Source organism: Saccharopolyspora tripterygii, assembly GCF_054778355.1.
On the sequence record NZ_BAAGZP010000022.1, the window covers coordinates 53,690 to 80,020 of the forward strand.

Annotated in this window: 25 protein-coding genes; 19 read left to right on the forward strand and 6 right to left on the reverse strand. The window is 70.1% G+C overall.

The genetic code is table 11. The features are described from left to right. Nucleotides 1–104 precede the first annotated feature (104 nt). A complete protein-coding gene (locus ACYVF3_RS18135) occupies nucleotides 105–542 on the forward strand; it encodes a cysteine dioxygenase (RefSeq protein WP_461155408.1) in 438 nt (145 codons plus the stop codon). Between the two features lie 3 nt (nucleotides 543–545). Here ACYVF3_RS18135 and ACYVF3_RS18140 read toward each other — a convergent pair whose 3' ends face one another. Beyond that, on the reverse strand, nucleotides 546–1,190 hold the full coding sequence (locus ACYVF3_RS18140) for a pyridoxamine 5'-phosphate oxidase family protein (protein ID WP_461155409.1): 645 nt from the start codon (nucleotides 1,188–1,190) through the stop codon (nucleotides 546–548). A 60-nt stretch (nucleotides 1,191–1,250) separates the two neighbouring features. Here ACYVF3_RS18140 and pdxR point away from each other — a divergent pair, with 60 nt between their 5' ends. Continuing rightward, nucleotides 1,251–2,669 carry a MocR-like pyridoxine biosynthesis transcription factor PdxR gene (gene pdxR / locus ACYVF3_RS18145; RefSeq protein ID WP_461155410.1) on the forward strand — a complete coding sequence of 473 codons (1,419 nt, stop codon included), beginning with the start codon at nucleotides 1,251–1,253 and terminating at the stop codon, nucleotides 2,667–2,669. A gap of 77 nt (nucleotides 2,670–2,746) precedes the next feature. Beyond that, on the forward strand, nucleotides 2,747–3,838 hold the full coding sequence (locus ACYVF3_RS18150) for a D-alanine--D-alanine ligase family protein (RefSeq protein WP_461155411.1): 1,092 nt from the start codon (nucleotides 2,747–2,749) through the stop codon (nucleotides 3,836–3,838). A 165-nt stretch (nucleotides 3,839–4,003) separates the two neighbouring features. Here ACYVF3_RS18150 and ACYVF3_RS18155 read toward each other — a convergent pair whose 3' ends face one another. Next, a complete protein-coding gene (locus ACYVF3_RS18155) occupies nucleotides 4,004–4,582 on the reverse strand; it encodes a DUF3515 domain-containing protein (protein ID WP_461155412.1) in 579 nt (192 codons plus the stop codon). Nucleotides 4,583–4,630: 48 nt separating this feature from the next. Continuing rightward, the gene (locus ACYVF3_RS18160; protein ID WP_145737693.1) at nucleotides 4,631–4,864 is read right to left on the reverse strand and encodes an Lrp/AsnC ligand binding domain-containing protein; all 234 of its coding nucleotides are present in this window, start codon (nucleotides 4,862–4,864) and stop codon (nucleotides 4,631–4,633) included. Nucleotides 4,865–4,937: 73 nt separating this feature from the next. On the opposite strand from ACYVF3_RS18160, the gene ACYVF3_RS18165 reads away from it, so the two are divergent. After that, nucleotides 4,938–5,927: a thiamine-phosphate kinase gene (locus tag ACYVF3_RS18165; RefSeq protein ID WP_461155413.1), complete on the forward strand. Its 990-nt coding sequence runs from the start codon at nucleotides 4,938–4,940 to the stop codon at nucleotides 5,925–5,927. A gap of 72 nt (nucleotides 5,928–5,999) precedes the next feature. Here the strand turns inward: ACYVF3_RS18165 and ACYVF3_RS18170 are convergent, their stop codons facing one another. Continuing rightward, nucleotides 6,000–7,328 (reverse strand): MFS transporter, encoded by a 1,329-nt coding sequence (locus ACYVF3_RS18170; RefSeq protein WP_461155414.1) that lies wholly within the window; start codon nucleotides 7,326–7,328, stop codon nucleotides 6,000–6,002. A gap of 358 nt (nucleotides 7,329–7,686) precedes the next feature. Between ACYVF3_RS18170 and ACYVF3_RS18175 the strand changes: the two genes are divergently transcribed. After that, the gene (locus ACYVF3_RS18175) at nucleotides 7,687–8,361 is read left to right on the forward strand and encodes a uracil-DNA glycosylase (RefSeq protein WP_461155415.1); all 675 of its coding nucleotides are present in this window, start codon (nucleotides 7,687–7,689) and stop codon (nucleotides 8,359–8,361) included. A gap of 298 nt (nucleotides 8,362–8,659) precedes the next feature. Here ACYVF3_RS18175 and rpmB read toward each other — a convergent pair whose 3' ends face one another. Further along, a complete protein-coding gene (gene rpmB, locus ACYVF3_RS18180) occupies nucleotides 8,660–8,851 on the reverse strand; it encodes a 50S ribosomal protein L28 (RefSeq protein ID WP_132625373.1) in 192 nt (63 codons plus the stop codon). A 292-nt stretch (nucleotides 8,852–9,143) separates the two neighbouring features. Here rpmB and ACYVF3_RS18185 point away from each other — a divergent pair, with 292 nt between their 5' ends. The 7 genes from ACYVF3_RS18185 to ACYVF3_RS18215 all read left to right on the forward strand — a co-directional run bounded on the left by ACYVF3_RS18185 (nucleotide 9,144) and on the right by ACYVF3_RS18215 (nucleotide 19,355). After that, on the forward strand, nucleotides 9,144–10,700 hold the full coding sequence (locus ACYVF3_RS18185; RefSeq protein ID WP_461155416.1) for a DAK2 domain-containing protein: 1,557 nt from the start codon (nucleotides 9,144–9,146) through the stop codon (nucleotides 10,698–10,700). 106 nt (nucleotides 10,701–10,806) lie between these two features. Beyond that, nucleotides 10,807–11,154 (forward strand): GntR family transcriptional regulator, encoded by a 348-nt coding sequence (locus ACYVF3_RS18190; protein ID WP_461155417.1) that lies wholly within the window; start codon nucleotides 10,807–10,809, stop codon nucleotides 11,152–11,154. Further along, nucleotides 11,151–12,098: a DUF1648 domain-containing protein gene (locus tag ACYVF3_RS18195; RefSeq protein WP_461155418.1), complete on the forward strand. Its 948-nt coding sequence runs from the start codon at nucleotides 11,151–11,153 to the stop codon at nucleotides 12,096–12,098. Before ACYVF3_RS18190 ends, ACYVF3_RS18195 begins: the two co-directional genes overlap by 4 nt. A gap of 110 nt (nucleotides 12,099–12,208) precedes the next feature. Further along, on the forward strand, nucleotides 12,209–12,667 hold the full coding sequence (locus tag ACYVF3_RS18200) for a hypothetical protein (protein ID WP_461155419.1): 459 nt from the start codon (nucleotides 12,209–12,211) through the stop codon (nucleotides 12,665–12,667). A gap of 39 nt (nucleotides 12,668–12,706) precedes the next feature. After that, nucleotides 12,707–14,941: an ATP-dependent DNA helicase RecG gene (recG, locus tag ACYVF3_RS18205; protein WP_461155420.1), complete on the forward strand. Its 2,235-nt coding sequence runs from the start codon at nucleotides 12,707–12,709 to the stop codon at nucleotides 14,939–14,941. A gap of 341 nt (nucleotides 14,942–15,282) precedes the next feature. After that, entirely contained in the window at nucleotides 15,283–18,660 is a 3,378-nt protein-coding gene (locus ACYVF3_RS18210; RefSeq protein ID WP_461155421.1) for a pyruvate carboxylase, read from the forward strand. Between the two features lie 173 nt (nucleotides 18,661–18,833). Beyond that, the gene (locus ACYVF3_RS18215) at nucleotides 18,834–19,355 is read left to right on the forward strand and encodes a hypothetical protein (protein WP_461155422.1); all 522 of its coding nucleotides are present in this window, start codon (nucleotides 18,834–18,836) and stop codon (nucleotides 19,353–19,355) included. Between the two features lie 155 nt (nucleotides 19,356–19,510). Here the strand turns inward: ACYVF3_RS18215 and ACYVF3_RS18220 are convergent, their stop codons facing one another. Beyond that, on the reverse strand, nucleotides 19,511–21,574 hold the full coding sequence (locus ACYVF3_RS18220) for a HelD family protein (RefSeq protein WP_461155423.1): 2,064 nt from the start codon (nucleotides 21,572–21,574) through the stop codon (nucleotides 19,511–19,513). Nucleotides 21,575–21,744: 170 nt separating this feature from the next. Between ACYVF3_RS18220 and rsmD the strand changes: the two genes are divergently transcribed. The 7 genes from rsmD to rnc all read left to right on the forward strand — a co-directional run bounded on the left by rsmD (nucleotide 21,745) and on the right by rnc (nucleotide 26,215). Next, a complete protein-coding gene (rsmD, locus tag ACYVF3_RS18225) occupies nucleotides 21,745–22,305 on the forward strand; it encodes a 16S rRNA (guanine(966)-N(2))-methyltransferase RsmD (RefSeq protein ID WP_461155424.1) in 561 nt (186 codons plus the stop codon). Between the two features lie 54 nt (nucleotides 22,306–22,359). Then, the gene (gene coaD, locus ACYVF3_RS18230) at nucleotides 22,360–22,842 is read left to right on the forward strand and encodes a pantetheine-phosphate adenylyltransferase (protein ID WP_145737680.1); all 483 of its coding nucleotides are present in this window, start codon (nucleotides 22,360–22,362) and stop codon (nucleotides 22,840–22,842) included. A gap of 109 nt (nucleotides 22,843–22,951) precedes the next feature. Next, nucleotides 22,952–23,368, forward strand: a complete 417-nt coding sequence (locus ACYVF3_RS18235; RefSeq protein ID WP_145737679.1) for a guanyl-specific ribonuclease — start codon at nucleotides 22,952–22,954, stop codon at nucleotides 23,366–23,368. A gap of 405 nt (nucleotides 23,369–23,773) precedes the next feature. Beyond that, nucleotides 23,774–24,502 carry a DivIVA domain-containing protein gene (locus tag ACYVF3_RS18240; protein WP_461155445.1) on the forward strand — a complete coding sequence of 243 codons (729 nt, stop codon included), beginning with the start codon at nucleotides 23,774–23,776 and terminating at the stop codon, nucleotides 24,500–24,502. Nucleotides 24,503–24,681: 179 nt separating this feature from the next. After that, a complete protein-coding gene (locus ACYVF3_RS18245; RefSeq protein WP_461155425.1) occupies nucleotides 24,682–25,254 on the forward strand; it encodes a YceD family protein in 573 nt (190 codons plus the stop codon). A 2-nt stretch (nucleotides 25,255–25,256) separates the two neighbouring features. Continuing rightward, nucleotides 25,257–25,439 (forward strand): 50S ribosomal protein L32, encoded by a 183-nt coding sequence (gene rpmF, locus ACYVF3_RS18250; protein WP_125091036.1) that lies wholly within the window; start codon nucleotides 25,257–25,259, stop codon nucleotides 25,437–25,439. Nucleotides 25,440–25,453: 14 nt separating this feature from the next. Continuing rightward, complete coding sequence (rnc, locus tag ACYVF3_RS18255) at nucleotides 25,454–26,215, forward strand: ribonuclease III (RefSeq protein ID WP_461155426.1); 762 nt, start codon at nucleotides 25,454–25,456, stop codon at nucleotides 26,213–26,215. Nucleotides 26,216–26,331 lie beyond the last annotated feature (116 nt).

Here is a 26,331-nt window from a genome sequence, read left to right on the forward strand (position 1 = left end):
CGTGTTCTTCGTGTTGATCGGTCTCAGCCACTTCCCGGGTTGATCGCGGCGTCCTTGCGCGTCTGCGCCCCGGGGTCCGTTCACGATCTCCGAAGGACTTCACCGTGTTCGCCGTTCCGCCCAACACCCTCGCCGCGCCTGCCGATCTGAGCATCGCGCACCCCGCGCGCATCGCCCGCGAGTTCGCCGCCGACCGCGCCTCCTGGGCGCACTTGCTGCGCTACGACGCCGATGAGCGCTGGGCCGGGCTGCTCGCCCGCACCGACGCCTACGAGGCGTGGCTGCTGAGCTGGCTGCCCGGCCAGCACACCGATCTGCACGACCACGGCGGTGCCACCGGCGCGTTCACCGTCGTGCAGGGGGATCTGACGGAGAGGGTCGCCAGGCAGGGGGATTCCGAGGTCCTGCACTCGCTGACCGCCGGTCAGTCCCGGGTCTTCGGTCCGCACTACGCCCACCAGGTCAGCAACCTGGGCGTGGACCCGGCCGTGACGATCCACGTCTACCGCCCGCAGCGCGCGAACCGCACCATCCGCGGCTGACCCTCAGGTGCGCCGCAGAACGTGTTCCGGCACGGGCAGTTCCGCGATCAGGTCGGTGGAGGGCACTGGCGTTCCCCAGGTCTGGTGCAGCGGTAGGACGCCGGCCCAGACCTCGTTGGCCTCGATGTCCTCCTCGTCGTCACCGGGGTCCCCTGCGCGGATCTTCACCGCTGCCTCGGTGAGGTCGAGCGCGAGGACGGCGGTCGCGGCGAGCTCCTTCTTGTTGGGCTGCCGCGCGTAGTCCCACGAGCCCGGTGCGAGCTGCTCGGTGACCAGCCGCAGCCCTTCCCAGCGCTCGTCCGGGTCCTCCACCTGCCGGACGCGCCCGTGGATCACCGCGGACCGGTAGTTGATCGAGTGGTGCATCATCGATCGCGAGTACACGATCCCGTCCACTCGCGTCACTGACACGCACACCTCATCGGCTTCCCGCAGGCTGCGCGCCCCGGTCGATCCGTGCAGGTAGAGCGTGTCGCCGCGGCGGCCGTAGCAGGTCGGCAGCACGAGCGGCGCGCCGTCGACGACCAGTGCCAGGTGGCAGATCAGCCCCGCGTCGAGGGTCGCGTGGAGGTCGGCGCGGTCGCTGCGCGCCCGCTTGGCGCTGCGGCGGACGGTGGAGCGGTCGGTGGGGGAGAGCTGCGTAGTCACGTCATCAGGATCACCCGAAGAAGTGGCATCATAGAAGTGCCAATCAGGGAGAATTCTGAAATGCCACATGACGTGCCCGCGGCCAGCTCCCCGCTGCTGGAACTGGCCATCGACCTGCATCGGGACGCCGATCTTCCGCTCGCGGTGCAACTCGCCGACGCGCTGCGGCACGCGGCCACGATCGGTCAGCTGCGCGGTGGCGACCGGTTGCCCTCCACGCGGGCGCTCGCCCGGCACCTCGCCATCAGCCGCACGGTGACCGCCGCCGCCTACGAGCAGCTGCACGCCGAGGGCTGGATCGTCGGTCGCCGCGGATCGGGCACCTACGTCACCACCAGCCCGCCGGGCGCGCGCAGCGACGCGGTGCTGCCGCCCGTCCTGGAACCCCGGCGCAACCAGCGCCCGATGATCGTCCTCGTCCCCGGAGTCCCGTGGGCCGACGGCATCGACCGCGCCACCTGGCGCCGGGCGTGGCGCGCGGCCGCCGATTCCGGGCCCGACCTGCGCCACGAGAGGGCCGGACTGCTCAGCTACCGGGAAGCGGTCGTGGAACACCTGCTGCGGCACCGCGGTCTGGTCATCGGCGGCTGGACGGCCGAGAACGTGCTGGCCACCGGCGGAACCAGCACCGCGCTCGGCGAGATCGCCGCCGCCGTGCTGCCGCGCGGAGCGAAGGTCGCCGTCGAGGAGCCCGGCTACCAGCGCGCGGTGGGTGCGCTGAAAGCGGCCGGGATCCAGGTCGTTCCCGCACCCGTCGACCACTCCGGTCTCATCGTCGACGAGGTGCCGAGCGGGGTCGCGGCCGTCTACTGCTCACCCGCGCACCAGTTCCCGATCGGCGGGAGGCTTCCGGCCGAGCGGCGGATCGCTCTCATCGAACGCGCCCGCGACGAGGGATGGCTCATCGTCGAGGACGACTACGACGGCGAACTCCGCTACGACGTCGCCCCGCTGCCGGTGCTGGCCTCGATGGCCCCCGACGTCGTGGTGCACCTCGGCACCACCAGCAAGATCCTGACCCCGACGCTCGGCGTGGGCTGGATGCTGGCCGCCGAGAAGATCACCACCGCGGTGCAGCGGCACCGGCACAGCGTCGGTGCGAGCCCTGCGCCCGCCGGGCAACGCGTTCTGGTGGAGATCGCCCGCCACGGAGATCTCGGCAGGCACCTGCGCAGGCTCCGCAGGGAGCTCTCGCAGCGCCGCGCGATCGTCGTCGAACGCCTGCGGGACGAGGGGCTGGAGGTCTTCGGCGATCGCGCGGGCGCCCACGTCGTGCTGCCGCTGCCCGATGGCGCAACGGAGCAGCGCGTCCTCGACGACGCCGCGGAGGAGGGAATCGTCCTGGACGGGTTGCGGCGTCACCACGACGGTCCGCAGCGGTGGCACGGACTCGCCCTCGGCTACGCCGCCTGCACCCGCGACGAGCTCGAATCCGCGCTGCCCGTGGTGGCGAGGTTGTGCGGAAAAACCCAGGGGTGACATCCGATACCGCATCGTGTCGCCGGCGGAAGGCCTTCGTAAAACGAGGTGAGCGGGGCCGGGGTATGGTCCGGCGCATGACTTCGCGCAAGACCCGGGTGGCCGTCGTCTTCGGCGGGCGCAGCACCGAGCACGGCATCTCCTGCGTGTCCGGCGGTAGCGTGCTCGCTCACCTGGACCAGGACCGTTTCGAGATCGTGCCGGTGGGCATCACCCAGGAAGGCGCCTGGATGCTCGGCACCGATGATCCGAAGCAGCTGGAGATCCGGGACCGCAAGGAACCCGAGGTCGCCGCCGGCACCGCGCTCGCCCTGCCGGGCGACCCGACGCGCCAGGAGCTGGTGCTGCTGGACCCGGAGCGGGGTGGCGAGGTCCTCTCCGGCGTCGACGTCGTGTTCCCGGTGCTGCACGGCGCCTTCGGCGAGGACGGCACCATCCAGGGCCTGCTCGAGATGGCAGACGTGCCCTACGTGGGACCGGGCGTGCTCTCCAGCGCGGTGTCGATGGACAAGGAGTACACCAAGAAGCTGCTCGCGGCCGAGGGCATCGAGGTCGGCACCTACGAGGTCTTGCGGCGCGGTCAGGAAACGCTGAGCGACGCCCAGTGCGAGCGGCTCGACCTCCCGGTGTTCGTCAAGCCCGCGCGCGCCGGATCATCGCTGGGGATCACGAAGGTCACCGACTGGGCCGACCTGGACGCCGCGATCGCCGAAGCCCGCATCACCGACCCGAAGGTCATCATCGAGACCGGCGTGGTTGGCCGCGAGATCGAGTGCGGCGTGCTGGAGTTCCCCGACGGTCGCGTCGAGGCGTCCCAGCCCGCGGAGTTGCGCGTCACGGGCGAGACCGACTGGTACGACTACGAGTCGAAGTACCTCGACGACGTGACCGAGTTCGACCTGCCCGCCAAGATCAGCGACGAGCACACGACCCAGCTGCGGGACATGGCGGTGCGCGCCTTCGCCGCGCTGGAGTGCCAGGGCCTCGCGCGGGTCGACTTCTTCCTGTCCGACCAGGGCCGGCTGATCATCAACGAGGTCAACACGATGCCGGGCTTCACCCCGATCTCGCTGTACCCGCGGATGTGGGCGCACAGCGGCCTCGACTACCCGACGCTGCTGACCACGCTCGTCGACACGGCCATCGCCCGGGGCACCGGCCTCCGCTGACCCGGAGGTCCCTCAGTTCCCGGTTCTTGGTCCAAGCCGAGGACACCCGGGAGGTTGGTCAGTGGGGTGGGGAAGTTTTCATGAAAACTTCCCCACCCCACTGACCACACATTTCGGACGCGAAGGGTCCCGGTTCGGACCAGAGTGTGGTGGCCGGGTGGTGGGTCACGGGAAGACGGGTTGTTTCGGGAGCTTCGCGCCGATCAGCTTCGAAAGATCTTGCAGCGGGCCCGTCCCCGTGTCGGCGGGGGCGCTCAGCGCCACGCGCACCGGCCGGTCGACGGCCAGCCACGACGAGTCGCCGCCCTGGTTGATCTCCAGCCAGCTGACCCCCGAGACGTCCATCAGCTGCGACGTCGGGGTCAGCTCAGCGGGCGCGTCGATGCCGCAGCGCACGGTGATCGGGTCGTGCTCCGCATCGCCCCACGCCACGGTCGCGGCGGGCGCCGGCTCGGCCAGCGCCCTGCGCGGCACCAGCGCTCCACCGACCGACAGCTGGGCGGGGAGCGCCGACATCACCGAGGCGCACTCGGCTGACTGCGCCCCCGGCGCGGGGATCGGAGCCGCCGCCAGCGGACCCGTGCGCCGGGCAGCCGCGGCGGCCTCGGCGTCCTCCCGCATCCGGTGCTCGCCGTACCAGCCGTAGACGCCGACGCCCGCCACTCCCACGGCCAGCAGCACGCCGAGCGCGATCGCGATGATCAACACCGGCTTGGGGACGCCGGAACTCTCCTGCTCAACCACGTTCCCCACTACAGCACCACGTGGGGAGCCGGGTGGAACAGGGGCACCTCAGAGGTGAACCACCGGACAGGTCAGCGTGCGGGTGATGCCCTCCACGTTCTGGATCTTGGCGACGACCATCTTGCCGAGGAGGTCGACGTTCTCGGCTTCCGCGCGCACGATGACGTCGTAGGGACCGGTGACGTCCTCGGCGCTGATGACGCCTGTGGAGCCCGCGATCTCGCCGGCGACGGCGGCCGCTTTGCCGACCTCGGTCTGGATGAGGATGTATGCCTGTACCACGGCGTGCCCCTTCGTCTGGCCCACGTGCTCGGGGTAGGAAACTGGCAGAAAGCTACCCCATCTGACCGAGCTGATGCTCAAGGAAGGAAGGTCCCAGTTGGGTCCTGACTCGTCCCAGGAACCACAGACCATTTCCCAGGTGGGTGAGTTCAATCTCATCGATCGAGTGACAGCTGGCCGCGAGCAGTCGCCGGGCACGTTGCTCGGCCCTGGTGACGACGCAGCGGTGCTCGCCGCTCCCGACGGTCGCGTGGTGGCCAGCACGGACGTGCTGGTCGAGCAGGTCCACTTCCGCTTCGACTGGTCGACGCCGCACCAGGTGGGCCGCAAGGCCGTCGCGGTCAACCTCTCCGACATCAACGCGATGGGCGCGGTGCCGACCGGTCTGCTGGTCGGCCTCGGCTGCCCGCCCGACACGCCCGCGTCCGTCGTCGACCAGCTCGCCGACGGCATGTGGGAGGAGGCTCAGCGGGTCGGCGTCGGGATCGTGGGTGGCGACATGGTGTCCGCGCCGGCCCTGACGGTCTCGATCACGGTCCTCGGCGACCTGCAGGGCAGGGCTCCGGTCACCCGCTCCGGCGCGCGCCCGGGCGACGTCGTCGCCGTGGCGGGAAGGCTCGGCTGGTCGGCGGCGGGGTTAGCCGTTCTCGGGCGCGGATTCCGCTCGCCGGTCGCGGTCGTGGGCGCCCACCGCGTGCCCGAGCCGCCCTACGGGGCAGGACCGCAGGCCGCCGTCGCGGGTGCCACGTCCATGGTGGACACCTCCGACGGGCTGCTGGCCGACCTCGGCCACATCGCCGCGGCCTCGCGCGTCGCCATCGACCTGCGCTCGGATCAGGTCGAGATCCCGCAGCGGCTCATCGAGGTCGCCTCCGCTCTCGGCGCCGACGCCCGGCACTGGGTCCTCACCGGCGGCGAGGACCAGGCCCTGATCGCGACCTTCCCCGCCAACCGTCCGGTGCCCCCGGACTTCCGCGAGATCGGCGTGGTCGCGGAGGGATCCGGGGTGACCATCGACGGTGCGGACTACGAAGGCCCCACCGGCTGGGAGCACTGGCGGTAACCGGTCGAAACACCGAACGCCCCCTGGCAGCTGCCAGGGGGCGTTCCTGCTTGTGTGGTGGGTTCCGGCAGGTCAGCTAGCCGGGGCCGCCGATGGAGCTTCCTGCATCAGCGGTTTCCTCGCAGTCTCCTTCATGAGCATGATCGGCACCAGGGCGACCAGTGCCGCGGCCATCAGGTAGAAGGCGGGGAAGTAGCTGTTGCCCGTGCTGCTCACGACCGCGTCGTTGATCAGCGGCGCCGTGCCGCCGAAGGCAGCGGTGGACAGGTTGTAGCCGACGGAGAAGGCCGCGTAGCGGACCTTCGTCGGGAACATCGCCGGCAGCGTCGACGCCAGTGGCCCGATCAGCTGCACGTGGCCGATCGCCAGCAGACCCAGACCGGCGATCGTCGTGAGCACCGTGCCCTGGCCGATCAGCCAGAACGCAGGCACCGGCAGCACCAGGAAGCAGATCGCCGCGGACAGGAACAGCGGCTTGCGGCCGATGCGGTCCGAGAGCGCGCCGATCGGCGTGATGATGATCATCATGAACAGGACCGTCAGCAACAGCGGGATCAGGACCTGGTGCTCCTGCCCGTCGGGCACGTGGAGCGTGTCCGAGAGGTAGGTCTCCATGTAGGTCAGGATCGTGTAGTTGGCGACGTTGATCAGGATGACGATGCCCATGAGGATCAGCAGCTGGCGCCACCACTCGCGGACCAGGTCCCGCAGCGGGGACTTGGCGACCTGGTGGGTGTTCTCCAGCTGCTTGAACGCCGGGGTGTCCTCCAGCTTGGACCGCAGGTACAGACCGACGCCGCCGAGCGGACCGGCGATCAGGAACGGGATGCGCCAGCCCCAGGTCTCCATGGCGGTGCTGTCCAGCGTCAGGATCAGGATGGTCGGCACCAGCGCGCCGAGGCCGAATCCGACCAGCGTGCCGAATTCCAACCAGCTGCCCCAGAAGCCGCGCTTGCGGTCGGGGGCGTACTCGGCGATGTAGGTCGCCGCGCCTCCGTATTCGCCCCCCGTGGAGAAGCCCTGCAACAAACGGCACAGCAGCAACAGCATCGGCGCGAATATGCCGATGGCGCCGTAGGTCGGCAGCAGGCCGATGACGAACGTCGAGCCCGACATCAGCAGAATCGTCACCGCGAGGACCTTCTGCCTGCCGATCCGGTCACCGAGGGGGCCGAAGAACAGGCTGCCCAGCGGTCGGAAGAGGAAGGAGATGGCGAAGACGCCGAACGCGGAAACGGTCTCCAACGGGCCGGGGAAGAACTGGTGGCCGACGTACGCGGCCACGTAGGCGTAGACACCGAAGTCGTACCACTCTGTGCAGTTACCGATCGCCGCTGCGCCGACCGCGCGGCGCAGCAACGACTTCTGCTCCGGTGATTCGGCTGTTTCCTGAGAAGTCATGAGATTGCGGCCCACCTCCGGGTGTTGTCTCCACGCCGTGGTCGATTTGGAACTTCGCCAGAACTTAGCCGAGTGGCCAGGGGGAGGCCACCAAAAGCGCGACATCGAGCATTCCCACGTTATTTGCTTTATCCGGAATCGCACGGCGTCGGTCCCGGAACGCTGCCCCGGAGCGTCACCGATTTGACAGGTGAATTTCAGGGGTGACGGGCGGAAATGGCGCCAACGGAGTAGTCCCGATTACGCATGTGACCCAACTCGCGATCACCGTTACGTCTTTGGTATGTGACGTGTGCCACTGCCGGGTGGTTCTGGGGTTGCGTGCGGGACTCGCGGTGTCGATCGATAGCCTCCCGGCATGGCAGCACGTCCACTGCACGAAACCGTCGAAGCCGGCTGGGCGGAGGCGCTCGCTCCGGTCGCGGATCAGATCACGGCGATGGGCGAGTTCCTGCGCTCAGAGGTCGCCGAGGGTCGAACGTACCTCCCGGCTCCGGAGAACGTGCTGCGCGCGTTCCAGCAGCCGTTCCACGACGTCCGCGTGCTCATCGTCGGGCAGGACCCGTACCCGACGCCCGGCCACCCCGTCGGCCTCAGCTTCTCCGTGGCCGAAGGTGTCGCACCACCGCGCAGCCTGGTCAACATCTTCCGCGAGTACGGCGAAGACCTCGGCCATCCCAAGCCCACCAGCGGTGACCTCACGCCCTGGACCGAGCGAGGCGTGCTGCTGCTCAACCGCGCTCTCACCGTCAGCCCAGGCAAGCCCGGCTCGCACCGGGGCAAGGGCTGGGAGCAGGTCACCGCGCAAGCGATCAAAGCCCTTGCCGCCCGCGAAGAACCGCTCGTCGCGATCCTCTGGGGACGCGACGCCCGCGACCTGCGGCCGCTGATGCCCGGGGTGGAGTGCGTCGAGTCGCCCCACCCGAGCCCGATGTCGGCCGACCGCGGGTTCTTCGGATCTCGTCCCTTCAGCAGGACGAACGAGATCTTGCAGAGCAAAGGGTGGCAACCGATCGACTGGAAGCTCCCCTGATCGTTTTGGGTCCTGCCCACTGCTCTCTGGTTCCGCTGCTTCGGGGTGCGGGTGGCGGAACCTCAGACGCCTCCTGGCTCCGGGATCCGCGACTTGAGTATTAGGGGATACGCGGCGCTGCGGCTGTCCTCCCCAGGAGGCGTCTGAGAACCCGCGGCTGTGCCGGGTGCTGGGGTGGGGCATTGAGGAACCGGCTTCGCCGGTTGCCTGACGAGCTCGTGGCGGGGTGGCGGCTGGCCCCCTGGAATGCAGAAAACCCCGAGGTGAATCACCTCGGGGTTCCTAGCCTCGAAAACCCTCAGCCGCGGGCGACCTTGCCTGCCTTCATGCAGGAGGTGCACACGTTCATGCGCTTGCGCTGGGACAGACCGATCTTGGCGTGCACGGTCTGAATGTTCGGGTTCCACCGGCGCTTGGTCTTCCGGTGGGAGTGCGAGACCGAGTTGCCGAAGCCTGGTCCCTTGCCACAGACGTCGCAGACGGCAGCCACGTCAGACACCCCTTACTTTGCTTGACGGTTACAGCGATGAGGGCTCCGCAGTCCTGCCACGCCGAAGCGGAGAGGCACATGCGGGAGCGCTTCCTGCTCACCGCCGTGCGGCGGCCTGAGCCCGGAGAACCCGGTTGCCCGGGGTCATCGCCACCCTGGGACCGGATCAGTCTAGCCCACCGCTACCGGGAGCTTCCGAGGTGGGGGCCGATGTGCGGCGCAGCACCGCGAGGTCTCCGGCGGCGGATAGTCTCGGCTCCGACCGATCCTAACTCGCGTGGGAGGTTCCCGGGTGTTGCGGACGCTGAACGCGGCGGCTGCCCGGCGCTGGGCGGACCTGGTCCTGTCGGCGCTGACGGCCGAGCGCGACGCGATCGACCGGATCAACGTCTACCCGGTCGCCGACGGTGACACCGGGACGAACCTGCTGCAGACCGTGCGGGCGGCGGTGCGCACTCTCGACGAGGCCGCTCCGGACACGCTCGGCGGCGTTCTCGGCGCGTTGTCCAAGGGTGCTCTCGGCGGCGCCTGCGGGAACTCCGGGATGCTGTTGTCGCAGGCCATCAGGGGTATCGCCGAGCCGCTCCGGGACGCGATGACCGCCGACGGGGTGGCCTGGCGGGAGGCGCTGCGGCGAGCCGAGGAACTGGCCCGCCACGCCGTCGCCGAACCTCAGGAGGGAACGCTGCTGTCGGTGCTGCGGGCGGCGGTGCGCGGTGCCGAAGGGTCCGACGAGCTGGGCGAGGTGGTGCGCACCTCGACGCGGGCGGCGATCGACGCGCTGGCCGCGACGCCCGCTCAGCTGCCCGTGCTGTCGGAGGCCGGGGTCGTCGACGCGGGCGGTCGCGGGCTGGTGGTCCTCCTCGACGCGCTGCACGCGGTGGTCCGCGACGGCGAGTGGCTGGCCCCGAACTCCCCGGTGCCCGGCGAGGCGGACCAGCTGGAGCACGAGTCGAGCTTCTCCTACGAGGTCATGTACCTGCTGGCGGACACCGACGCCGGGCGGGCCGAGGCGTTGCGCGACCGGCTCGCGGGGCTGGGCGACTGCGTGTCGGTCGTCGGCGACGGACTCGACTCCTGGGCCGTGCACGTGCACTGCGACGACATCGGGGGCGCGATCGAGGCGGGCATCGAGTCCGGCCGAGCGCACCGCATCAAGGTGACCCGCTTCGCCGACCAGCAGGCCGCCTACGCCCGCGAGGTGGCGGTGCTGGCGTGCGTGCCCGGTCAGGTGCTCGGCGAGATCTTCACCGCTGAGGGAGCCGACGTGCTGGTCACCGACTCGTTGCCGGTGCCCGCGGAGCTGCGGGAGGCGGTCGCGGGCACCGGTGCCGGCCACGTCGTGGTGCTCCCCAACGACCTGGACACGGCGTTGGTCGTGGAGCGGGCCGTGACCGACATGTCCGAGGGGCCGGAGGTCGTGGTGGTGCCGACCGCCTCGTCCGTGCAGGGGCTGGCCGCGCTCGCGGTGCACGATCCGCACCGGCGCCGGGCGACCGACCAGGTTGCGATGGCGGAGGCCGCTGCCGCGACCCGCCGGGGTGAGCTCTACGTGGCCGACGTGGAGGCGCTGACGTGGGTCGGGCGCTGCCGTCCCGGTGACATCCTCGGCCTGATCGACGGCGAGGTCGTGCTCATCGGCGAGGACCTGACGACCACGGCCCAGGAGCTGCTGACGCGGATGCTGACCACCGGCGGTGAGCTGTTCACCGCGCTCATCGGTGACAACACCCCGCCCGACCTGCTCGGGGAGCTGTCGGCTCACCTGCGTCGGGTGCACCCCGAGGTGGAGATGGCGAGCTACCCGGCCGGTGCCCTCGACTCGTTGCTGCTGGTCGGCATCGAGTAATCGGCGTTTCGCGAGCAGGGGAAGCTTCCTGTCATCCGGAGGAGGTTCCCCGGTTTCGTCCTGCCGCTTCCAAGATGAACAACATGATGCTAGTGTCATTAGCACCATGTTGCTCTCGTTGGACCTCGAAGACGGTCGGCCCCTGCACGAGCAGGCCGCCGACGCCATACGGCGCGCCATCGCCGACGGCGAGGTGGAACCGGGCGACCGGCTGCCTCCCGCCCGCGACCTCGCCGACGCGATGCGCATCAACCCCAACACCGTGCTGCGGGCGCTGCGCGAACTGCGGGCGGAAGGACTGCTGGAGTTCCGCCGCGGGCGAGGGGTGACCGTGCTGCACCGCCCGGATCCGGAACAGGGGCTGCGCTCACGACTGCGCGACCTGGTGGCCGACTCGCGCCGCCAGGGATTCACCGCCGAGGACCTGACTCGGTGGATCGAGGAGGAATCGTGAACCACCGGAAGATCTTCCTGGCCGTCTCGCTCGTCTGGACCGCGGTCGTGACGCTGGCCCTCGTCGGACTGCTGAGGCTGTGGAGCGACCGCCTCCCGGACCCGATCGCCACCCACTGGGGGTTCAGCGGCGTCGCCGACGGCTCCTCGTCACTGGCTGCGTTCCCGCTGTTCATGCTGCCGGCGTGGCTGATCATGGCGCTGCTGGCGGTAGCCGTGGGAACGCTGGGCAAGCGGCGCGCTCACCGGGCCGGCTCCGCGGCCGGGCTGGCGGCGATGGCCTTCTTCTTCGCGGGGATCACGGCCTCGACGCTGCTGGCGAACCTCGATCACACCACCTGGCAGGACGTCCGGTTACCCGGGTGGCACGTGCCGGCGGTGCTGGTCGCGGCCGTCGTGGCCGGTGGACTCGGATGGCTCCTCGGCAACCGAGGGCCGGACGAGCCGGGCACCGAGCACGACGCGGCGGGTGAGCTCGCTCTCGAACCCGGGCAGCGCGCGGTCTGGATCTCCTCGGTGTCCAGCCCGGTTCTCGTCGTCATCGGAGTCCTCGGGCTGGTCGTCGGCCTGGGAACCCTGGCCCTGGAGCTCTGGCAGGTCGCGCCGCCCGCGCTGCTGGTGGGAATCGTCGTGTCAGCGCTGTCGACCGTGCGGGTCCGCGTCGACGAGCGCGGTGTGAGCGCCGCCTTCGGGCCGCAGCGCTTCCCGGTCCGCCGGATCGGCCTGCAGCAGATCAGCAGTGCCGGAGTCGCGCGCCACCGCGCCCTGGAGGTCGGCGGCTGGGGGTACCGGGTCCTTCCCGCCACCACCGCGATCATGCTGCGCGGCGGCGAATGCCTGGTGCTGCGCCTGACCTCGGGCCGCGACTTCGTCATCAGCGTGGACCGGCCGGAACGCGGCGCGGAGCTGATCAACGGCCTGCTCTCGGAGCGCTCGGCGATGTGAGGATGGGAACCTTCCGCTCACCACCCGCGCGTCGTCCCGGGTGGTGAGCGGCCCCGACGTCCGGTGCCGCTAATCTCGGACCGAGTCGTCGAGCGACGCGGGAGAGCGCAGTGCGGATCCGGAGCCGGTACGTGGGGTTGATCGGTGGCTGGACGCTGTGCGTGGCGGTGCTGATGCTGGCCGTGCCGCTGATGGCGGCTGCGCGGCTGCCCGAACCCATCGCGGTCGAGTGGACCGCGACCGGGACGCCGGAGAGCTCCAGCTCGCTGCGCGATTTCCTGGTCGGCAAGCTGCTGTGGTGGCTGGTGGTCGCCGCGGTGTGGAGCGCGCTCGTGCTGCGCGGGGTGCTCCGCAAGCGCGGGGAGGAGCTGGCCGGTGCTGTGATGGCGGTGTTCGGCTGGGTGATGCTGGGAACCGTGGTGCTCACGACGTTGGCCAACCTGGACGCGCCGGACTTCCGCGACGCCACCGGGCTCGCCGGTGAGGGCTGGTTGCTGCTCGGCGCGCTGCCGATGGCGTGGGCCGGCTGGCGGTTCGGCGGCCGGGAAGCAGTCGGTGCCGCCGAGTAACCTGCGGTGCCATCCGAGGACGCAGGCGGAGGACGTGCAGTGACCACATTGGACGCGAAGCTCGACCGGTTGTTGGGCGCCAAGACCGGCAAGGCGCTCGAGTCTGCGCTCGGCCTGGTCACCGTCGGCGATCTGCTGCGGCACTACCCCCGCCGCTACGCGGAGCGCGGTGAGCTGACGGCGATCGCCGGGCTGGAGCTCGGCGAGCACGCCACCGTGCTGGCCAAGGTCGAGCGGGTCACCAAGCGCACCATGAAGTCCCGCCGCGGGACCATCGTCGAGGCCCGCATCACCGACGGGCACCGGTCGCTGTCCTGCACGTTCTTCAACCAGGCCTGGCGCGAGCGGGAGCTGATCCCCGGCAAGCGCGGCATGTTCGCGGGCAAGGTCACCGCCTTCCGCGAGCAGCTGCAGCTCTCGCACCCCGAGTACCAGCTGTTCGACGCGGAGGCCACCGACGTCGGGACCGCGGCCGAGGAGTTCGCGAGCGCGCTGCTGCCGGTCTACCCGTCGGCGCAGGGGTTGCCGTCGTGGTCGCTCGCGCGCTGCGTGAAGCAGGTGCTCGACGTGTGGGACGGGACCGACGACCCGCTGCCGCCGGAACTCCGCGAGCGGCTGGGCCTGACGGTGCTGGAGGACGCGCTGCGCAAGATCCACGTGCCGCAGAACTTCGGCGAGGTCGCCGCGGCGCAGGAGCGGCTCAAGTGGGACGAGGCGCTGGCGGTTCAGCTCAGGCTGGCGCAGCGGCGCAGCGCCACTCAGTCGCACCCGGCGCCGGTGTGCGAGCGCCGCGACGACGGCGTGCGGGCGTCCTTCGACGAGCGGATGCCCTTCGAGCTGACCAAGGGCCAGCGGGAGATCGGCGAGCAGATCGCCGTCGACCTCGGCACCGAGCACCCGATGAACCGCCTGGTCCAGGGCGAGGTCGGCAGCGGCAAGACGATCGTGGCGCTGCGCGCGATGTTGCAGGCCGTCGACGCCGGGCGGCAGGCTGCGATGCTCGCGCCCACCGAGGTGCTGGCCGCGCAGCACGCGCGTTCGCTGCGCGAGCTGCTCGGCGACCTGGCCATGGCCGGGGAGCTCGGGGGAGCCGAGAACGCGACCCGGGTGACCCTGCTGACCGGTTCGCTCAACACCGCGCAGCGGCGCAAGGCGATGCTGGAGGCGGCTTCCGGCGAGGCCGGGATCGTGGTCGGTACGCACGCGTTGATCCAGGACAAGGTGTCCTTCGCCGATCTCGGGCTGGTCGTCGTCGACGAGCAGCACCGCTTCGGCGTCGAGCAGCGCGACGCCCTGCGCGCACGCGGCGGCGAGGAGACCGCACCGCACGTGCTGGTGATGACGGCGACGCCGATCCCGCGCACGGTGGCGATGACGGTCTACGGCGACCTGGAAACCTCGGCGCTGCGCGAACTCCCGCAGGGGCGTTCGCCGATCAGCACCAGCGTGGTGCCGGTTTCGGAGAAGCCGGCGTGGCTGGACCGGGCGTGGGCGCGCATCCACGAGGAGGTCGCCGCCGGGCACCAGGTCTACGTGGTGTGCCCGCGGATCGGCGACGACGAGGAGAGCTCGGGCAAGGGCAAGAAGACCAAGAAGTCCACTGTGGATGACGGTGACGGTGAGGAGCCGCCGCCCGATGACGACGGTGGCGAGCAGCGGCGTCCTCCGGTCGCGGTGATCGACGTGGCCGAGCAGCTGGCCGCGGGCCCGCTTTCCGGGCTGCGGCTGGGGATCCTGCACGGCCGGTTGGCGCCGGACGACAAGGACGCGGTGATGCGGACTTTCGCGGCCGGTGAGCTGGACGTGCTGGTGGCCACCACGGTCATCGAGGTCGGCGTCAACGTCCCCAACGCGACCGTCATGGTGATCATGGACGCGGACCGGTTCGGGGTGTCGCAGCTGCACCAGCTGCGCGGCCGGGTCGGCCGGGGCAGCGCGGCGGGATTGTGCCTGCTGGTCACCGAGGCCATGGGCGGCACCACCACGCGCGAGCGGCTGGACGCGGTCGCCTCGACGACCGACGGTTTCGAGCTCGCGCGGCTGGACCTGGAGCTGCGCCGGGAGGGCGACATCCTGGGCGCCGCGCAGTCGGGTCGCAAGTCCGGGCTGAAGATGCTGTCGTTGTTGCGCGACGAGGACGTCATCGCTCAGGCTCGCGAGGAGGCGGACCGCTTCGTCGGGGCGGATCCGGAGCTGCGGGAGCACTCGGGGCTGGCGCGGATGGTGGCCGAGGTCGTCGACGACGACCGCGCGGAGTACCTGGAGAAGTCGTGATCGCCCTCCGGTGAGGCGCGAAATCCCGGAGTGCGGGCAGTTTTGGTCCGAACTGACCGGGCAAATGCGACATCGATCATGGGCGGTTCGGACCAAAACCGCCCGCCGGGTGCCCCGAGGTGTCCGCGAGATGACCACACAGCTTCGAATAGGTGAGCGAAAGTTCTGCGAATGGAAAGAATGCATGATTTTCTTTCCGATGCAGCTTGTGTGCGCACTGCATTTACGCTGGTCATCAGGGGTGTGGAGGCCTTCATCACCTGACGGGTTCTCCCGTAACGGGGAATTTTCGCGGTAGTGTCTCCCACACCGACCGACACCTGTTATCCGAGGGAGCCGGCATGTTCCGCAAGGTGCTCGTCGCCAATCGCGGCGAGATTGCGATTCGCGCTTTCCGCGCCGCCTACGAGCTGGGAGCGGGAACCGTCGCGGTCTTCCCGCACGAAGATCGCAACTCGCTGCACCGCCTGAAAGCCGATGAGTCGTACGAGATCGGCGAACCCGGCCACCCGGTCCGGGCCTACTTGTCCGTGGACGAGATCATCAACGCCGCGCAGCAGGCGGGCGCCGACGCGATCTACCCCGGCTACGGCTTCCTGTCCGAGAACCCCGATCTGGCCAGGGCGTGCCACGAAGCGGGCATCACGTTCGTGGGGCCCAGCCAGCAGATCCTGGAGATGACCGGCAACAAGGCCACCGCCGTGGCAGCCGCGCGCGACGCGGGCGTTCCGGTGCTGGACTCCTCGTCGCCCTCCACCGACATCGACCAGCTCCTGGCCACCTCCGAGCAGATGACCTTCCCGGTCTTCGTGAAGGCCGTCGCCGGGGGCGGTGGCCGCGGCATGCGGCGCGTCGACGACCCGTCCGGTTTGCGCGAGGCGCTGGAAGCGGCGATGCGCGAGGCGGAGTCCGCCTTCGGCGACGCGACGGTGTTCCTGGAGCAGGCCGTGGTCAACCCGCGGCACATCGAGGTGCAGATCCTCGCCGACGGCGCGGGCAACGTCGTGCACCTCTTCGAGCGCGACTGCTCCGTGCAGCGCCGGCACCAGAAGGTCATCGAGATCGCCCCGGCCCCGAACCTCGACCCGCAGCTGCGGGAGCGGATCTGCGCCGACGCGGTGGCCTTCGCCCGCAAGATCGGCTACGTCAACGCCGGAACCGTCGAGTTCCTCGTCGACGAGCGCGGCAACCACGTGTTCATCGAGATGAACCCGCGCATCCAGGTCGAGCACACCGTGACCGAGGAGGTCACCGACGCCGACCTCGTCCAGTCGCAGATGCGCATCGCCGGCGGCGAGACGCTGGAGCAGCTGGGCATGACCCAGGACGCGATCCGGCTGCGCGGCGCCGCCCTGCAGTGCCGCATCACCACCGAGGACCCGGCCAACGGGTTCCGGCCCGACACCGGCATGATCAGCGCCTACCGGTCCCCGGGCGGCGCGGGCATCCGCCTCGACGGCGGAACCGCCTTCGCGGGAACCAGCATCAGCGCGCACTTCGACTCGATGCTGGTCAAGCTGTCCTGTCGAGGCCGCGACTTCCCGACGGCGGTCGGTCGCGCCCGCCGCGCGCTGGCCGAGTTCCGCATCCGCGGCGTGTCCACGAACATCCCCTTCCTGCAGGCGGTTCTGGACGACGACGACTTCGGCGAAGGGCGCGTCACCACCTCGTTCATCGACGAGCGCCCGCAGCTGCTCACCGCCCGGCACTCCGCCGACCGCGGTACCCGGCTGCTCAACTACCTCGCCGACGTCACCGTCAACAAGCCCAACGGCGAGCGGCCGAGCGCGGCGGACCCGACCTTCAAGCTCCCCGAGGTCGACCTGACGGTCGCTCCGCAGCCCGGTTCGAAGCAGAAGCTCACCGAGCTCGGGCCGGAGGGGTTCGCGCGCTGGATGCGCGAGAGCGGCAAGGTCGGCGTCACCGACACGACCTTCCGCGACGCCCACCAGTCGCTGCTGGCCACCCGGGTGCGCAGCAAGGACCTGCTGGCCGTCGCGCCGCACGTGGCGCGGATGACGCCGGACCTGCTGTCGGTGGAGTGCTGGGGCGGTGCCACCTACGACGTCGCGCTGCGGTTCCTCGCCGAGGACCCGTGGGAGCGGCTGGCGAAGCTGCGCGAAGCCGTCCCCAACATCTGCCTGCAGATGCTGCTGCGCGGGCGCAACACCGTCGGCTACACGCCGTACCCGACGGAGGTGACCGAGCACTTCGTGCAGGAGGCCACCGACACCGGCATCGACATCTTCCGGATCTTCGACGCGCTCAACGACGTCGAGCAGATGCGCCCGGCCATCGAAGCCGTGCGCAACACCGGGAAGTCCGTCGCCGAGGTGGCGCTGTGCTACACCGCTGATCTGTCCAACCCGGACGAGAAGCTCTACACGCTGGACTACTACCTGCGCCTGGCCGAGCAGATCGTCGACGCCGGTGCGCACGTGCTGGCGATCAAGGACATGGCAGGGCTGCTGCGGCCGCCGGCCGCGGCGAAGCTGGTCTCCGCGCTGCGCTCCGAATTCGACCTGCCGGTGCACCTGCACACCCACGACACCCCGGGCGGGCAGCTGGCGACCTACGTGGCCGCCGTGCAGTCCGGTGTGGACGCCGTGGACGCGGCGACCGCGTCGATGGCCGGGACCACCTCGCAGCCCGCGCTGTCGTCGCTGGTCGCGGCGACCGACTACACCGAGCGCACCACCGGGCTGGATCTGCAGTCCGTGTGCGACCTGGAGCCCTACTGGGAGTCGGTGCGCAAGATCTACCAGCCCTTCGAGGCAGGGCTGGCCTCGCCGACCGGCCGGGTCTACTCCCACGAGATCCCCGGCGGTCAGCTCTCCAACCTGCGCACTCAGGCGGTCGCGCTCGGTCTCGGCGACAAGTTCGAGGAGATCGAGGCGATGTACGCCGCGGCCGACCGGATCCTCGGCCGGCTGGTCAAGGTCACCCCGTCGTCGAAGGTCGTCGGTGATCTGGCCCTGCACCTGGTGGGTGCGGGCGTCTCGCCCGCCGACTTCGAGGCCGAGCCGCGCAAGTTCGACATCCCCGACTCGGTGATCGGCTTCCTGCAGGGCGAGCTGGGCGACCCGCCGGGCGGCTGGCCGGAGCCCTTCCGCACCCGCGCGCTGGAAGGCCGCACCAGCACCCGCGCGATCGCGGAGCTGTCCGCCGAGGACCAGGACGGGCTGCTCAACGACCGGCGCAACACGCTGAACCGGTTGATGTTCGCCAAGCCCACCAAGGAGTTCCAGGAGCACCGCGAGGCCTACGGCGACACCTCGCTGCTGCGCAGCAAGGACTTCTTCTACGGTCTCAAGCCGGGCGAGGAGTACTCGGTCGACCTGGAGCCGGGCGTGCGGTTGCTGCTCGGGCTGGAGGCCATCAGCGAGCCCGACGAGCGCGGCATGCGCACGGTGATGGCGGTGCTCAACGGGCAGTTGCGGCCGATCCAGGTCCGGGACCGCTCGGTGGCCACCGACCTGCCGGTCGCGGAGAAGGCCGACCGCGGGAACCCCGGTCACGTGCCTGCCCCGTTCGCCGGTGTGGTCACCCTCGCGGTTTCCGAGGGCGATGCCGTCGAGTCGGGCCAGACGGTCGCCACGATCGAGGCCATGAAGATGGAGGCCGCGATCACCGCTCCGCAGGGCGGCCAGATCAAGCGCCTCGCAATCGGTGCGGTGCAGCAGGTCGAGGGCGGGGACCTCATCGTCGAACTCGGCTGACCCGCACATCGCCGGACCCCTCGACACGGGCCGTTCCTCCTCGGATGGACGGCCCGTGTCGTCGGTGCTGCTCACCCGATGCGGTGAATGCGGCGGTGCGTGGCAACAGGAGTCCCGGTGCGCTCCGTGTTCTCGGTGAACGGATGAGCCGTTTTCGAGACATGGGGGTTGTCATGCGCACACGGATCGCGTCCAGCGCTGGGGTGCTGGTGGCCGCGGCGCTGCTCGCCGGGGGCGGTGTTGCTGCGGCCGACGTGCAGCAGGTCGACTGGCGCAACGCCGAATTCGACGTACCACCGGTGGGTTCCTGCCCGCAGCAGCGGGTTTCGTTCAACGACGGGGCGGGTGAGGCCGGGGACCGGGTCTACCGGTTCGCCCCGGACAAGCCGATCGGCTACGCCGACGTCACCGGCGAAGGCGTCGAGGACGCCCTGATCCTGGTGGAGTGCGGGCCGCGGGACGCGGAGTACTCGCGGGCGCTGATCGGGATGACCACCGACCCGGGCGGCACCGAGCCGCACCCGCTGGGAACCGTGGTCAGCCCGCCGGTGTGGACCCAGGTCCCGGAGGAGTTCCAGGTGTTCCACCAGGACATCGCCGTGTGGATCAACGACTTCGACACCGGGCAGGGGCACACGGAGCACTACCGCTGGGCCTCGTCGGCCCAGGCGTTCGTCCGGATCGACGGTCAGTAGCCGCAGGCCCGAACCCGTCTGCTGACCAGTCCCGCGACATGTCTGGTCGGTGGGGTGGGGAAGTTTTCATGAAAACTTCCCCACCCCACCGACCAACGTCCCCGAGGACCTCACGACCAAAACCTGGAGATGCCGAGGTGCTCGTGTCGTCCGGCTCAGTTCGGCTTGATCACCGCGAGGAGCTGGGTGGCGCGGCTCAGGGCCACGTACAGCGCCCTGCGCCCGGTGGTGGACTCGGCCGCCAGGCCGTCCGGGTCGACCACCGCGACGGCGTCGTACTCCATGCCCTTGGAATCGAGGCTGCCCAGCACGCGGAGCCGTGACCCGTCCGCATCGGACAGCCAGGCCCGGACCTCGTCCCTGCGCGACATCGTGGTGATGACGCCGACCGTGCCCTCGGCCCGGTCCAGCAGGTCCAGCGCCGTTTCCCGGGTCGTCGCGGCGATCCCGTCCGCGGTCGCCTCCCGCACGTCCGGCTCGATACCGGTGGTGCGCACGGCCGTCGGCAGAGCGTCCGGGTCGACGAGGTCGCGCACCGCGTCCGAGGCGTAGTCGAAGATCTCCGCCGAGTTCCGGTAGTTCGTGCGCAGCGTGAACGTGCGGTGGTTGCGCTGCCCGATCAGGGCCTCGGCCCGGGCGGTCGCCGCCTCGGCCGGATCCGGCCAGGACGACTGGACCGGATCGCCCACGATCGTCCAGCTGGCGTGCCTGCCGCGGCGGCCGACCATCCGCCACTGCATCGGCGAGAGGTCCTGCGCCTCATCGATGACGACGTGGGCGTACTCGTCGTAGTTGACGGCGCGGCGCGGCTGCTCCGCGTCCGGTTCGGCACGCCGGGGGCGCTTGGGCGGCGGGCCGATCAGCATCCGCAGCTCGTCGATCAGCGCGACGTCGGCGACCGTCCAGTCCGACACCGACGACTCGGCGATCGACGCCCACGACTTGGCCAGCAGGTCGACCTCCTCGGCGGCCAGCAGCCGTCGCGCCGCGCGGGCCAGCCGGTCCGGATCCGACAGCCAGCGCAGCACCTGCATCGGATACAGCGCCGGCCACCAGGCGACCAGGAACCGGTGGAACTCGATGCGCTCGCCGATCTCGCTGATCAGCCGGTCCCGATCCGGCTGGAAATCGCCGCCCGCCAGGCCCTTCGCCTGCTGCCACAGCGCTTCCAGCAGCGCGTCGGCGGCCTTCATCCGGGTCTTGTTCGGCTGGCCGCCCTTGTTGTGCAGGTTGCGGCGGATGCGCTTGAGGTCGTCGGCCTCCAGCTTGAGCACCGCGCCCCGGTAGTACATCTTGAACGACTCGGGAGCCTCCGGTGGCGCCAGGCGCAGCGCGCGGCGCAGCACCTTCACCATCCGCGAGGAGCCCTTGACCTCGGCGGTGCGCGGATCGTCGATCTTCGAGGTGCCGAGCCCGTCGAGCACCTCGCCGAGCGCCCGCAGCTCCACGTTGTGCTCGCCCATCGACGGCAGCACCCGCGAGATGTAGCTCATGAACACCGGCGACGGGCCGATGACCAGAACGCCCGGCCCGCCGAGCCGCCGCTGCTCCCGGTAGAGCAGGTAGGCGGCGCGGTGCAGCGCGACGGCGGTCTTGCCGGTGCCGGGACCGCCGGTGATCTCGGTGACGCCGCTCTCCGGCGCCCGGATCGCCTCGTCCTGCTCCTTCTGGATGGTGGCCACGATGTTGCGCATCGTCTCGCCGCGCGAGCGGGTCAGCGCCGCCATCAGCGCGCCGTCGCCGATCACCCGCATGTCCGGCGGAGCCTGCTCCGGCGCCAGCAGGTCGTCGGAGACGTCGATCACCTGCTCGCGCGAGCAGCGGATCACCCGGCGCCGGATCACGTCCTGCGGGTGCTCGGGAGTGGCCTGGTAGAAGGCGGCGGCCAGCGGGGCGCGCCAGTCCACCAGCAGGTTGTCGAAGCGCTGGTCGCGGATGCCCAGCCGGCCGATGTGCACGGCGTCGCCGGTGCCCAGGTCGAGGCGGCCGAACACCAGGCCCTCGGACTCGGCGTTGAGCGCCTGCAAGGTCCGGTTGGCGTGGTGCAGCATCACGTCCCGCTCGTTGAGCGCCTCGGGCGTGGCTTCCTTGCCGTACTCGTAGCTCTTGTCGCGCATCGCCTCGGCTTCGGAGCGCAGCTCGTCGAGCCGGGCGTAGACGCGGTCCACGTGCTCCTGCTCGACCGCGATCTCGGCCTGCTTTTCGGATGCTTCGGACACCTGTGACTTTCTCCCGGTCTTGCGCGGTGGGCAGACCCAACAGAGTACGCGCGGCGCCGGGCGGGCCGACGTCTCCCGCCTGCCGTCGCGGCTGGTCCGCGGGCGTAAGATGCGCGGTGGCGGAGGACCCGCGGAGCACCCGCGCACCAGGGGTGCGCGACGATGTCCCGGTGACGCGGATCGTGGCGGGAAGTGCGGGTGGCCGACGGCTGGAAGTGCCCCCGAAGGGGACCAGGCCGACCTCCGAGCGGGTTCGCGAGGCGCTGTTCAACTCGCTGGAGACGATGCTCGACATCGACGGTCTCCGCGTTCTCGACCTCTACGGCGGTTCCGGAGCCCTCGGGCTGGAAGCTCTCTCGCGGGGAGCCGGCCACGCGACGTTCGTCGAATCCGACCGCCGCGCGGCGTCGATCCTCAAGCGCAACGCCGCCACCTTGGGCTTCCGCGACGTTCGGGTGGAGCAGGCCAAGGCCGAGACGCTGACCGCCGCCGCGATCGCCGAGCCGTTCGACGTCGTGCTCGCCGACCCGCCCTACGACCTGTCCGCCGAGCTGCTGCAGCGCGTGCTGGAGGGATTGGTCGCCCACGGCTGGGTCGGGCCGGGCAGCGTGGTGATCGTCGAACGCGCGGTCCGCAGCGGTGAACCCGACTGGCCCGACCCGCTGGAGGCGTTGCGTTCGAAGCGCTACGGGGACACCTCGGTGCACTGGGCCGTGATCGAACAGCGGTGAGCCAGGCCACGTCGAGCTGGGGGTTGGCCCGACCTGCTGCTAACGTCCCAGCCCATGAGGCGTGCGGTATGTCCAGGCTCTTACGACCCCGTCACCAACGGTCATCTGGACATCATCGAGCGAGCGTCCGGCCTGTTCGACGAGGTCGTCGTCGCGGTGCTGATCAACAAGAGCAAGAAGGGCTTGTTCTCCGTTGACGAGCGCCTGGAAATGCTGCGCGAGGTCACGGCCCCGTGGCCGAACGTGCGCATCGACTCCTGGCACGGTCTGCTGGTCGACTACTGCAAGGCCAACGAGATCGGCGCGATCGTCAAGGGCCTGCGCGCGGTGAGCGACTTCGACTACGAGCTGCAGATGGCGCAGATGAACCAGCAGCTGTCCGGGGTCGAGACGATGTTCATGTCGACCAACCCGCTGTACAGCTTCCTGGCGTCCTCGCTGGTCAAGGAGGTCGCCACCTACGGTGGTGACGTCTCCAACCTGCTGCCGCCGAAGATCGAGCGTCGGCTGCGCGAGCGCATCGCGGAGAACGGTTAACCTCCGCAACACCGCCGGGTCACGCAGGTTTCGGCGAATCGTCTGCCGTTCCCTTCGGGTTCCCGCCATTTCCGCTGGCCGGCGCCGCGCCGCGGTTAGCGTGATCGCCATGAAGAAGTCAGTGCAGATCCTGCTGGCCGCCCTGCTCGCCGTGGCGGGGCTCGTCGGCTTCCAGTCCAGTGCCTTCTCCGCCGCTCCCGCCCCGGCTGCCGTCGCGCAGGCCGAGTGCGGGGACACCGCCGGGTTCGAACCGGTCACGCTCTCGTCCCTGCCCCCGGAGGCAGCCGAGACCGTCGACCTCATCAAGGCCGGCGGCCCGTTCCCGTACCCGGAGGACGGCCAGACCTTCGGCAACCGCGAGGGACTCCTGCCCGACTGCGCGGACGGGTACTACAAGGAGTACACCGTCGAGACCCCCGGCAGCGACGACCGCGGCGCCCGCCGCTTCGTCGTCGGCGAGGCGGGGGAGTTCTTCTGGACCGATGACCACTACGAGAGCTTCTCCATCACCGACATCAACGCGTAGTTCCGCGGTCGTTCTGCTCGGCGGTGCCGGTAGCGGAACCTGACACGTCTCCTGGCCTCCGTGCGCCACGACTCTTGTACGTCCCGCGGCGTGCTCACCCGGAAGGCGTGGCAGAACCCGCGGCGGTGCAGGTTGCGAGGGTGGCTCCCACGCCTCGCGGCTGCGCCGCTTGCGCGAGCGAGTCTGATCGTGGTGCGAGGGAACCTCCCTGTCACTCGTGGTGGCAGGGAGGTTCCCTCGTTCTCGTCGATCGCTCGGGTGGTGGCTTGACACGCGGATGGCGGATTTCCCCCGCGTACGGGGGTCGCGCAGGCAGACTGGGAGGGGAACGGCCCGTGATCGGCATCGCGCGGCGTTCTGACATGCTTGAGCGGCGCGGCGCTGAACGACTGCAGGGAGATCATGGTGTACCGGGTGTTCGAGGCCCTCGACGAGCTGGTCACGATCGTCGAAGAGGCGCGTGGCGTCCCCATGACCTCGGGTTGTGTGGTCCCGCGCGGTGATGTGCTGGAGCTTCTCGACGACGTGCGGGACGCGATCCCGCAGGAGCTCGACGACGCCCAGGACGTGCTGGACCACCGCGACGAGGTGGTCACCAAGGCCCAGACCGAGGCGGACAAGTCCGTCGCCGAGGCGCGCACCGACTCGGAGCGCACCCTCGCCGAGGCCCGCGCCGAAGCGGAGCAGCTGCTGGCCGAAGCGCGCGAGCAGGCCGACCACCTGCTGTCCGACGCACGCGGCCAGGCCGAGCAGACCGTCACCGCGGGCCGCCGCGAGTACGAGGACTACGTCAGCCGCGCTCAGTCCGAGGCCGACCGGATGGTGCAGGCCGGTCGTGCCGCCTACGAGCAGTCGGTGCACGAGGGCAAGGCCGAGCAGGCTCGCCTGGTCACCGACACCGAGGTCGTGCAGGCGGCCAACGCCGAGGGCAAGCGCATCGCCGAGGAAGCCGGTGAGGAGGCCGAGCGGCTGCGCAGCGAGTGCGACGCCTACGTCGACTCCCGCCTGGCCGACTTCGAGGACCTGCTGGGCCGCACGCTGCGGACCGTCGGCAAGGGTCGTCAGCAGCTCCGCAGCCCGATGGGCGCGCCGTTCGACTACGAGGAGTGGCAGCCCTCCGCGGGCGCCAACTGACACCAGCGGTCCACCGGTCCGCTGGTCCGGCGCCGAAACCCCTGTGAACAGGGGCTGGTGTCGTTCGCGGACCGGCGTCGCGTACGCTGGGAGGGCTGACTTGGGGTGCGTGCCCGATCCGTCGAGGCGCCTTCTCACCGTCGGCCGAATGCCCATTTCACCAAGCACCGAAATTCGTGATGTCTCAGAGCCATGAACCGCGCACTGCGCAAGCCGGCCCTTGGGTGATCGACACCCGGGAAATCGGCCACCGGGCCGGTAGCAGCCGTGCCTACACGCGCAAGGCCCCGGCGCCCGCCGGCTTCGGGCTGGACATGATCAAGGTGCCCGAGGGCGAACCGGTGGACCTCGATCTGCTGGCCGAGTCCGTGGTGGAGGGCGTGTTGGTGTCGGGCACGGCGTCGGCCCGGCTGACCGGCGAATGCGTCCGGTGCTTGGACCCGGTCTCCGAGGAGATCGAGATCGAGCTCCGGGAGCTGTTCGCATACCCGGACAGCGCGACCGACACCAGCACCGATGACGACGAGGTGGAGCGGGTCGTCGACGACCTGATCGACCTCGAACCGGTGGTGCGGGACGCGATGTTGCTGTCGCTTCCCTCGGCGCCGTTGTGCTCGCCGGACTGTCAGGGGCTGTGCTCCGGGTGCGGCGTGAAGTGGGCCGAACTCGCCCCCGAGCACACGCATGAGACCATTGATCCTCGCTGGGCCGCGCTTCAAGAGCGGCTCGGCGGTACCGAAGAGGAGAAGTAGTCGTGGCCGTCCCGAAGCGCAAGATGTCCCGGGCCAACACCCGTCACCGCCGTTCGTCGTGGAAGACCTCGGCGCCGACGCTGGTCGAGTGCTCGAACCGCTCCTGCCGCGAGCAGAAGCTCCCGCACGTCGTCTGCCCGGCCTGCGGTCAGTACGACGGCCGTCAGGTCGTCCAGCCCGCCTGAGTGGCGGCCACGTAGTGGGGGGAAAGCAGCCGCGAGCCCGTCAGATCGACAGGGCTCCGTTGTTGGCAGCGCTCGGCGTCGAGTTGGACGCCGAGCTGCTCACCCTTGCTCTCACCCACCGTTCGTACGCGTACGAGAACGGCGGTCTTCCGCCGAACGAGCGGCTGGAGTTCCTCGGCGACGCGGTGCTCGGTCTGGTGATCACCGATCACCTCTACAACGAGCACCCGGACCTGCCTGAGGGACAGCTCGCGAAGCTTCGAGCCAGCGTGGTCAACATGCACGCGCTGGCCGGGGTGTCCCGCGGGCTCGGTGAGGGCGGGCTCGGTGAGTACCTGCTGCTCGGTCGTGGTGAGGAGCTCACGGGGGGCCGTGACAAGGCGAGCATCCTCGCGGACGGGCTCGAAGCCGTGCTCGGCGCCGTGTACCTCGCTGAGGGCATCGACGTCGCGCGCGCAGTCGTGCACAAGCTCTTCCAGCCGTTGCTGGCCGAGGCGCCGCAGCGCGGTGCCGGCCTGGACTGGAAGACCAGCCTGCAAGAGCTCACCGCCTCCGCGACTCTCGGCGTGCCCGAGTACCGCGTCGAGGAAGAAGGGCCTGACCACCGCAAGGAGTTCAGCGCCTTCGTGTCCGTCGGCGGCCAGACCTACGGGCGCGGCGACGGACGAACCAAGAAGGAAGCCGAGCAGAAGGCGGCCGAAGCGGCTTGGCGCCAGCTCAACGAGCAGGTCAACGCTGCGCAGGTCGAAGATTCTGCGACGGATTCCATATCCTGAGCGAAGTCGGTTCATCTCGAACCGATCGGAAAGAGGGACGTGATCAGCGGCCGGGCACTACCGGTCGGCCTCTGATCACGTCCCTCTTTCGCGCCCGCCTGCCGGGTGCTCGCCCG

What these genes read in the sequence shown, in the direction of transcription:
- ACYVF3_RS18170 (WP_461155414.1), bottom strand. Translation starts at nt 7,328, where the DNA reads ATGACTTCTCAGGAAACAGCCGAATCACCGGAGCAGAAGTCGTTGCTG.
- ACYVF3_RS18245 (WP_461155425.1), top strand. Translation starts at nt 24,682, where the DNA reads ATGTCTCAGAGCCATGAACCGCGCACTGCGCAAGCCGGCCCTTGGGTG.
- ACYVF3_RS18150 (WP_461155411.1), top strand. Translation starts at nt 2,747, where the DNA reads ATGACTTCGCGCAAGACCCGGGTGGCCGTCGTCTTCGGCGGGCGCAGC.
- pdxR (WP_461155410.1), top strand. Translation starts at nt 1,251, where the DNA reads ATGCCACATGACGTGCCCGCGGCCAGCTCCCCGCTGCTGGAACTGGCC.
- ACYVF3_RS18175 (WP_461155415.1), top strand. Translation starts at nt 7,687, where the DNA reads ATGGCAGCACGTCCACTGCACGAAACCGTCGAAGCCGGCTGGGCGGAG.
- coaD (WP_145737680.1), top strand. Translation starts at nt 22,360, where the DNA reads ATGAGGCGTGCGGTATGTCCAGGCTCTTACGACCCCGTCACCAACGGT.
- ACYVF3_RS18215 (WP_461155422.1), top strand. Translation starts at nt 18,834, where the DNA reads ATGCGCACACGGATCGCGTCCAGCGCTGGGGTGCTGGTGGCCGCGGCG.
- ACYVF3_RS18190 (WP_461155417.1), top strand. Translation starts at nt 10,807, where the DNA reads ATGTTGCTCTCGTTGGACCTCGAAGACGGTCGGCCCCTGCACGAGCAG.
- ACYVF3_RS18165 (WP_461155413.1), top strand. Translation starts at nt 4,938, where the DNA reads ATGCTCAAGGAAGGAAGGTCCCAGTTGGGTCCTGACTCGTCCCAGGAA.
- ACYVF3_RS18235 (WP_145737679.1), top strand. Translation starts at nt 22,952, where the DNA reads ATGAAGAAGTCAGTGCAGATCCTGCTGGCCGCCCTGCTCGCCGTGGCG.
- ACYVF3_RS18210 (WP_461155421.1), top strand. Translation starts at nt 15,283, where the DNA reads ATGTTCCGCAAGGTGCTCGTCGCCAATCGCGGCGAGATTGCGATTCGC.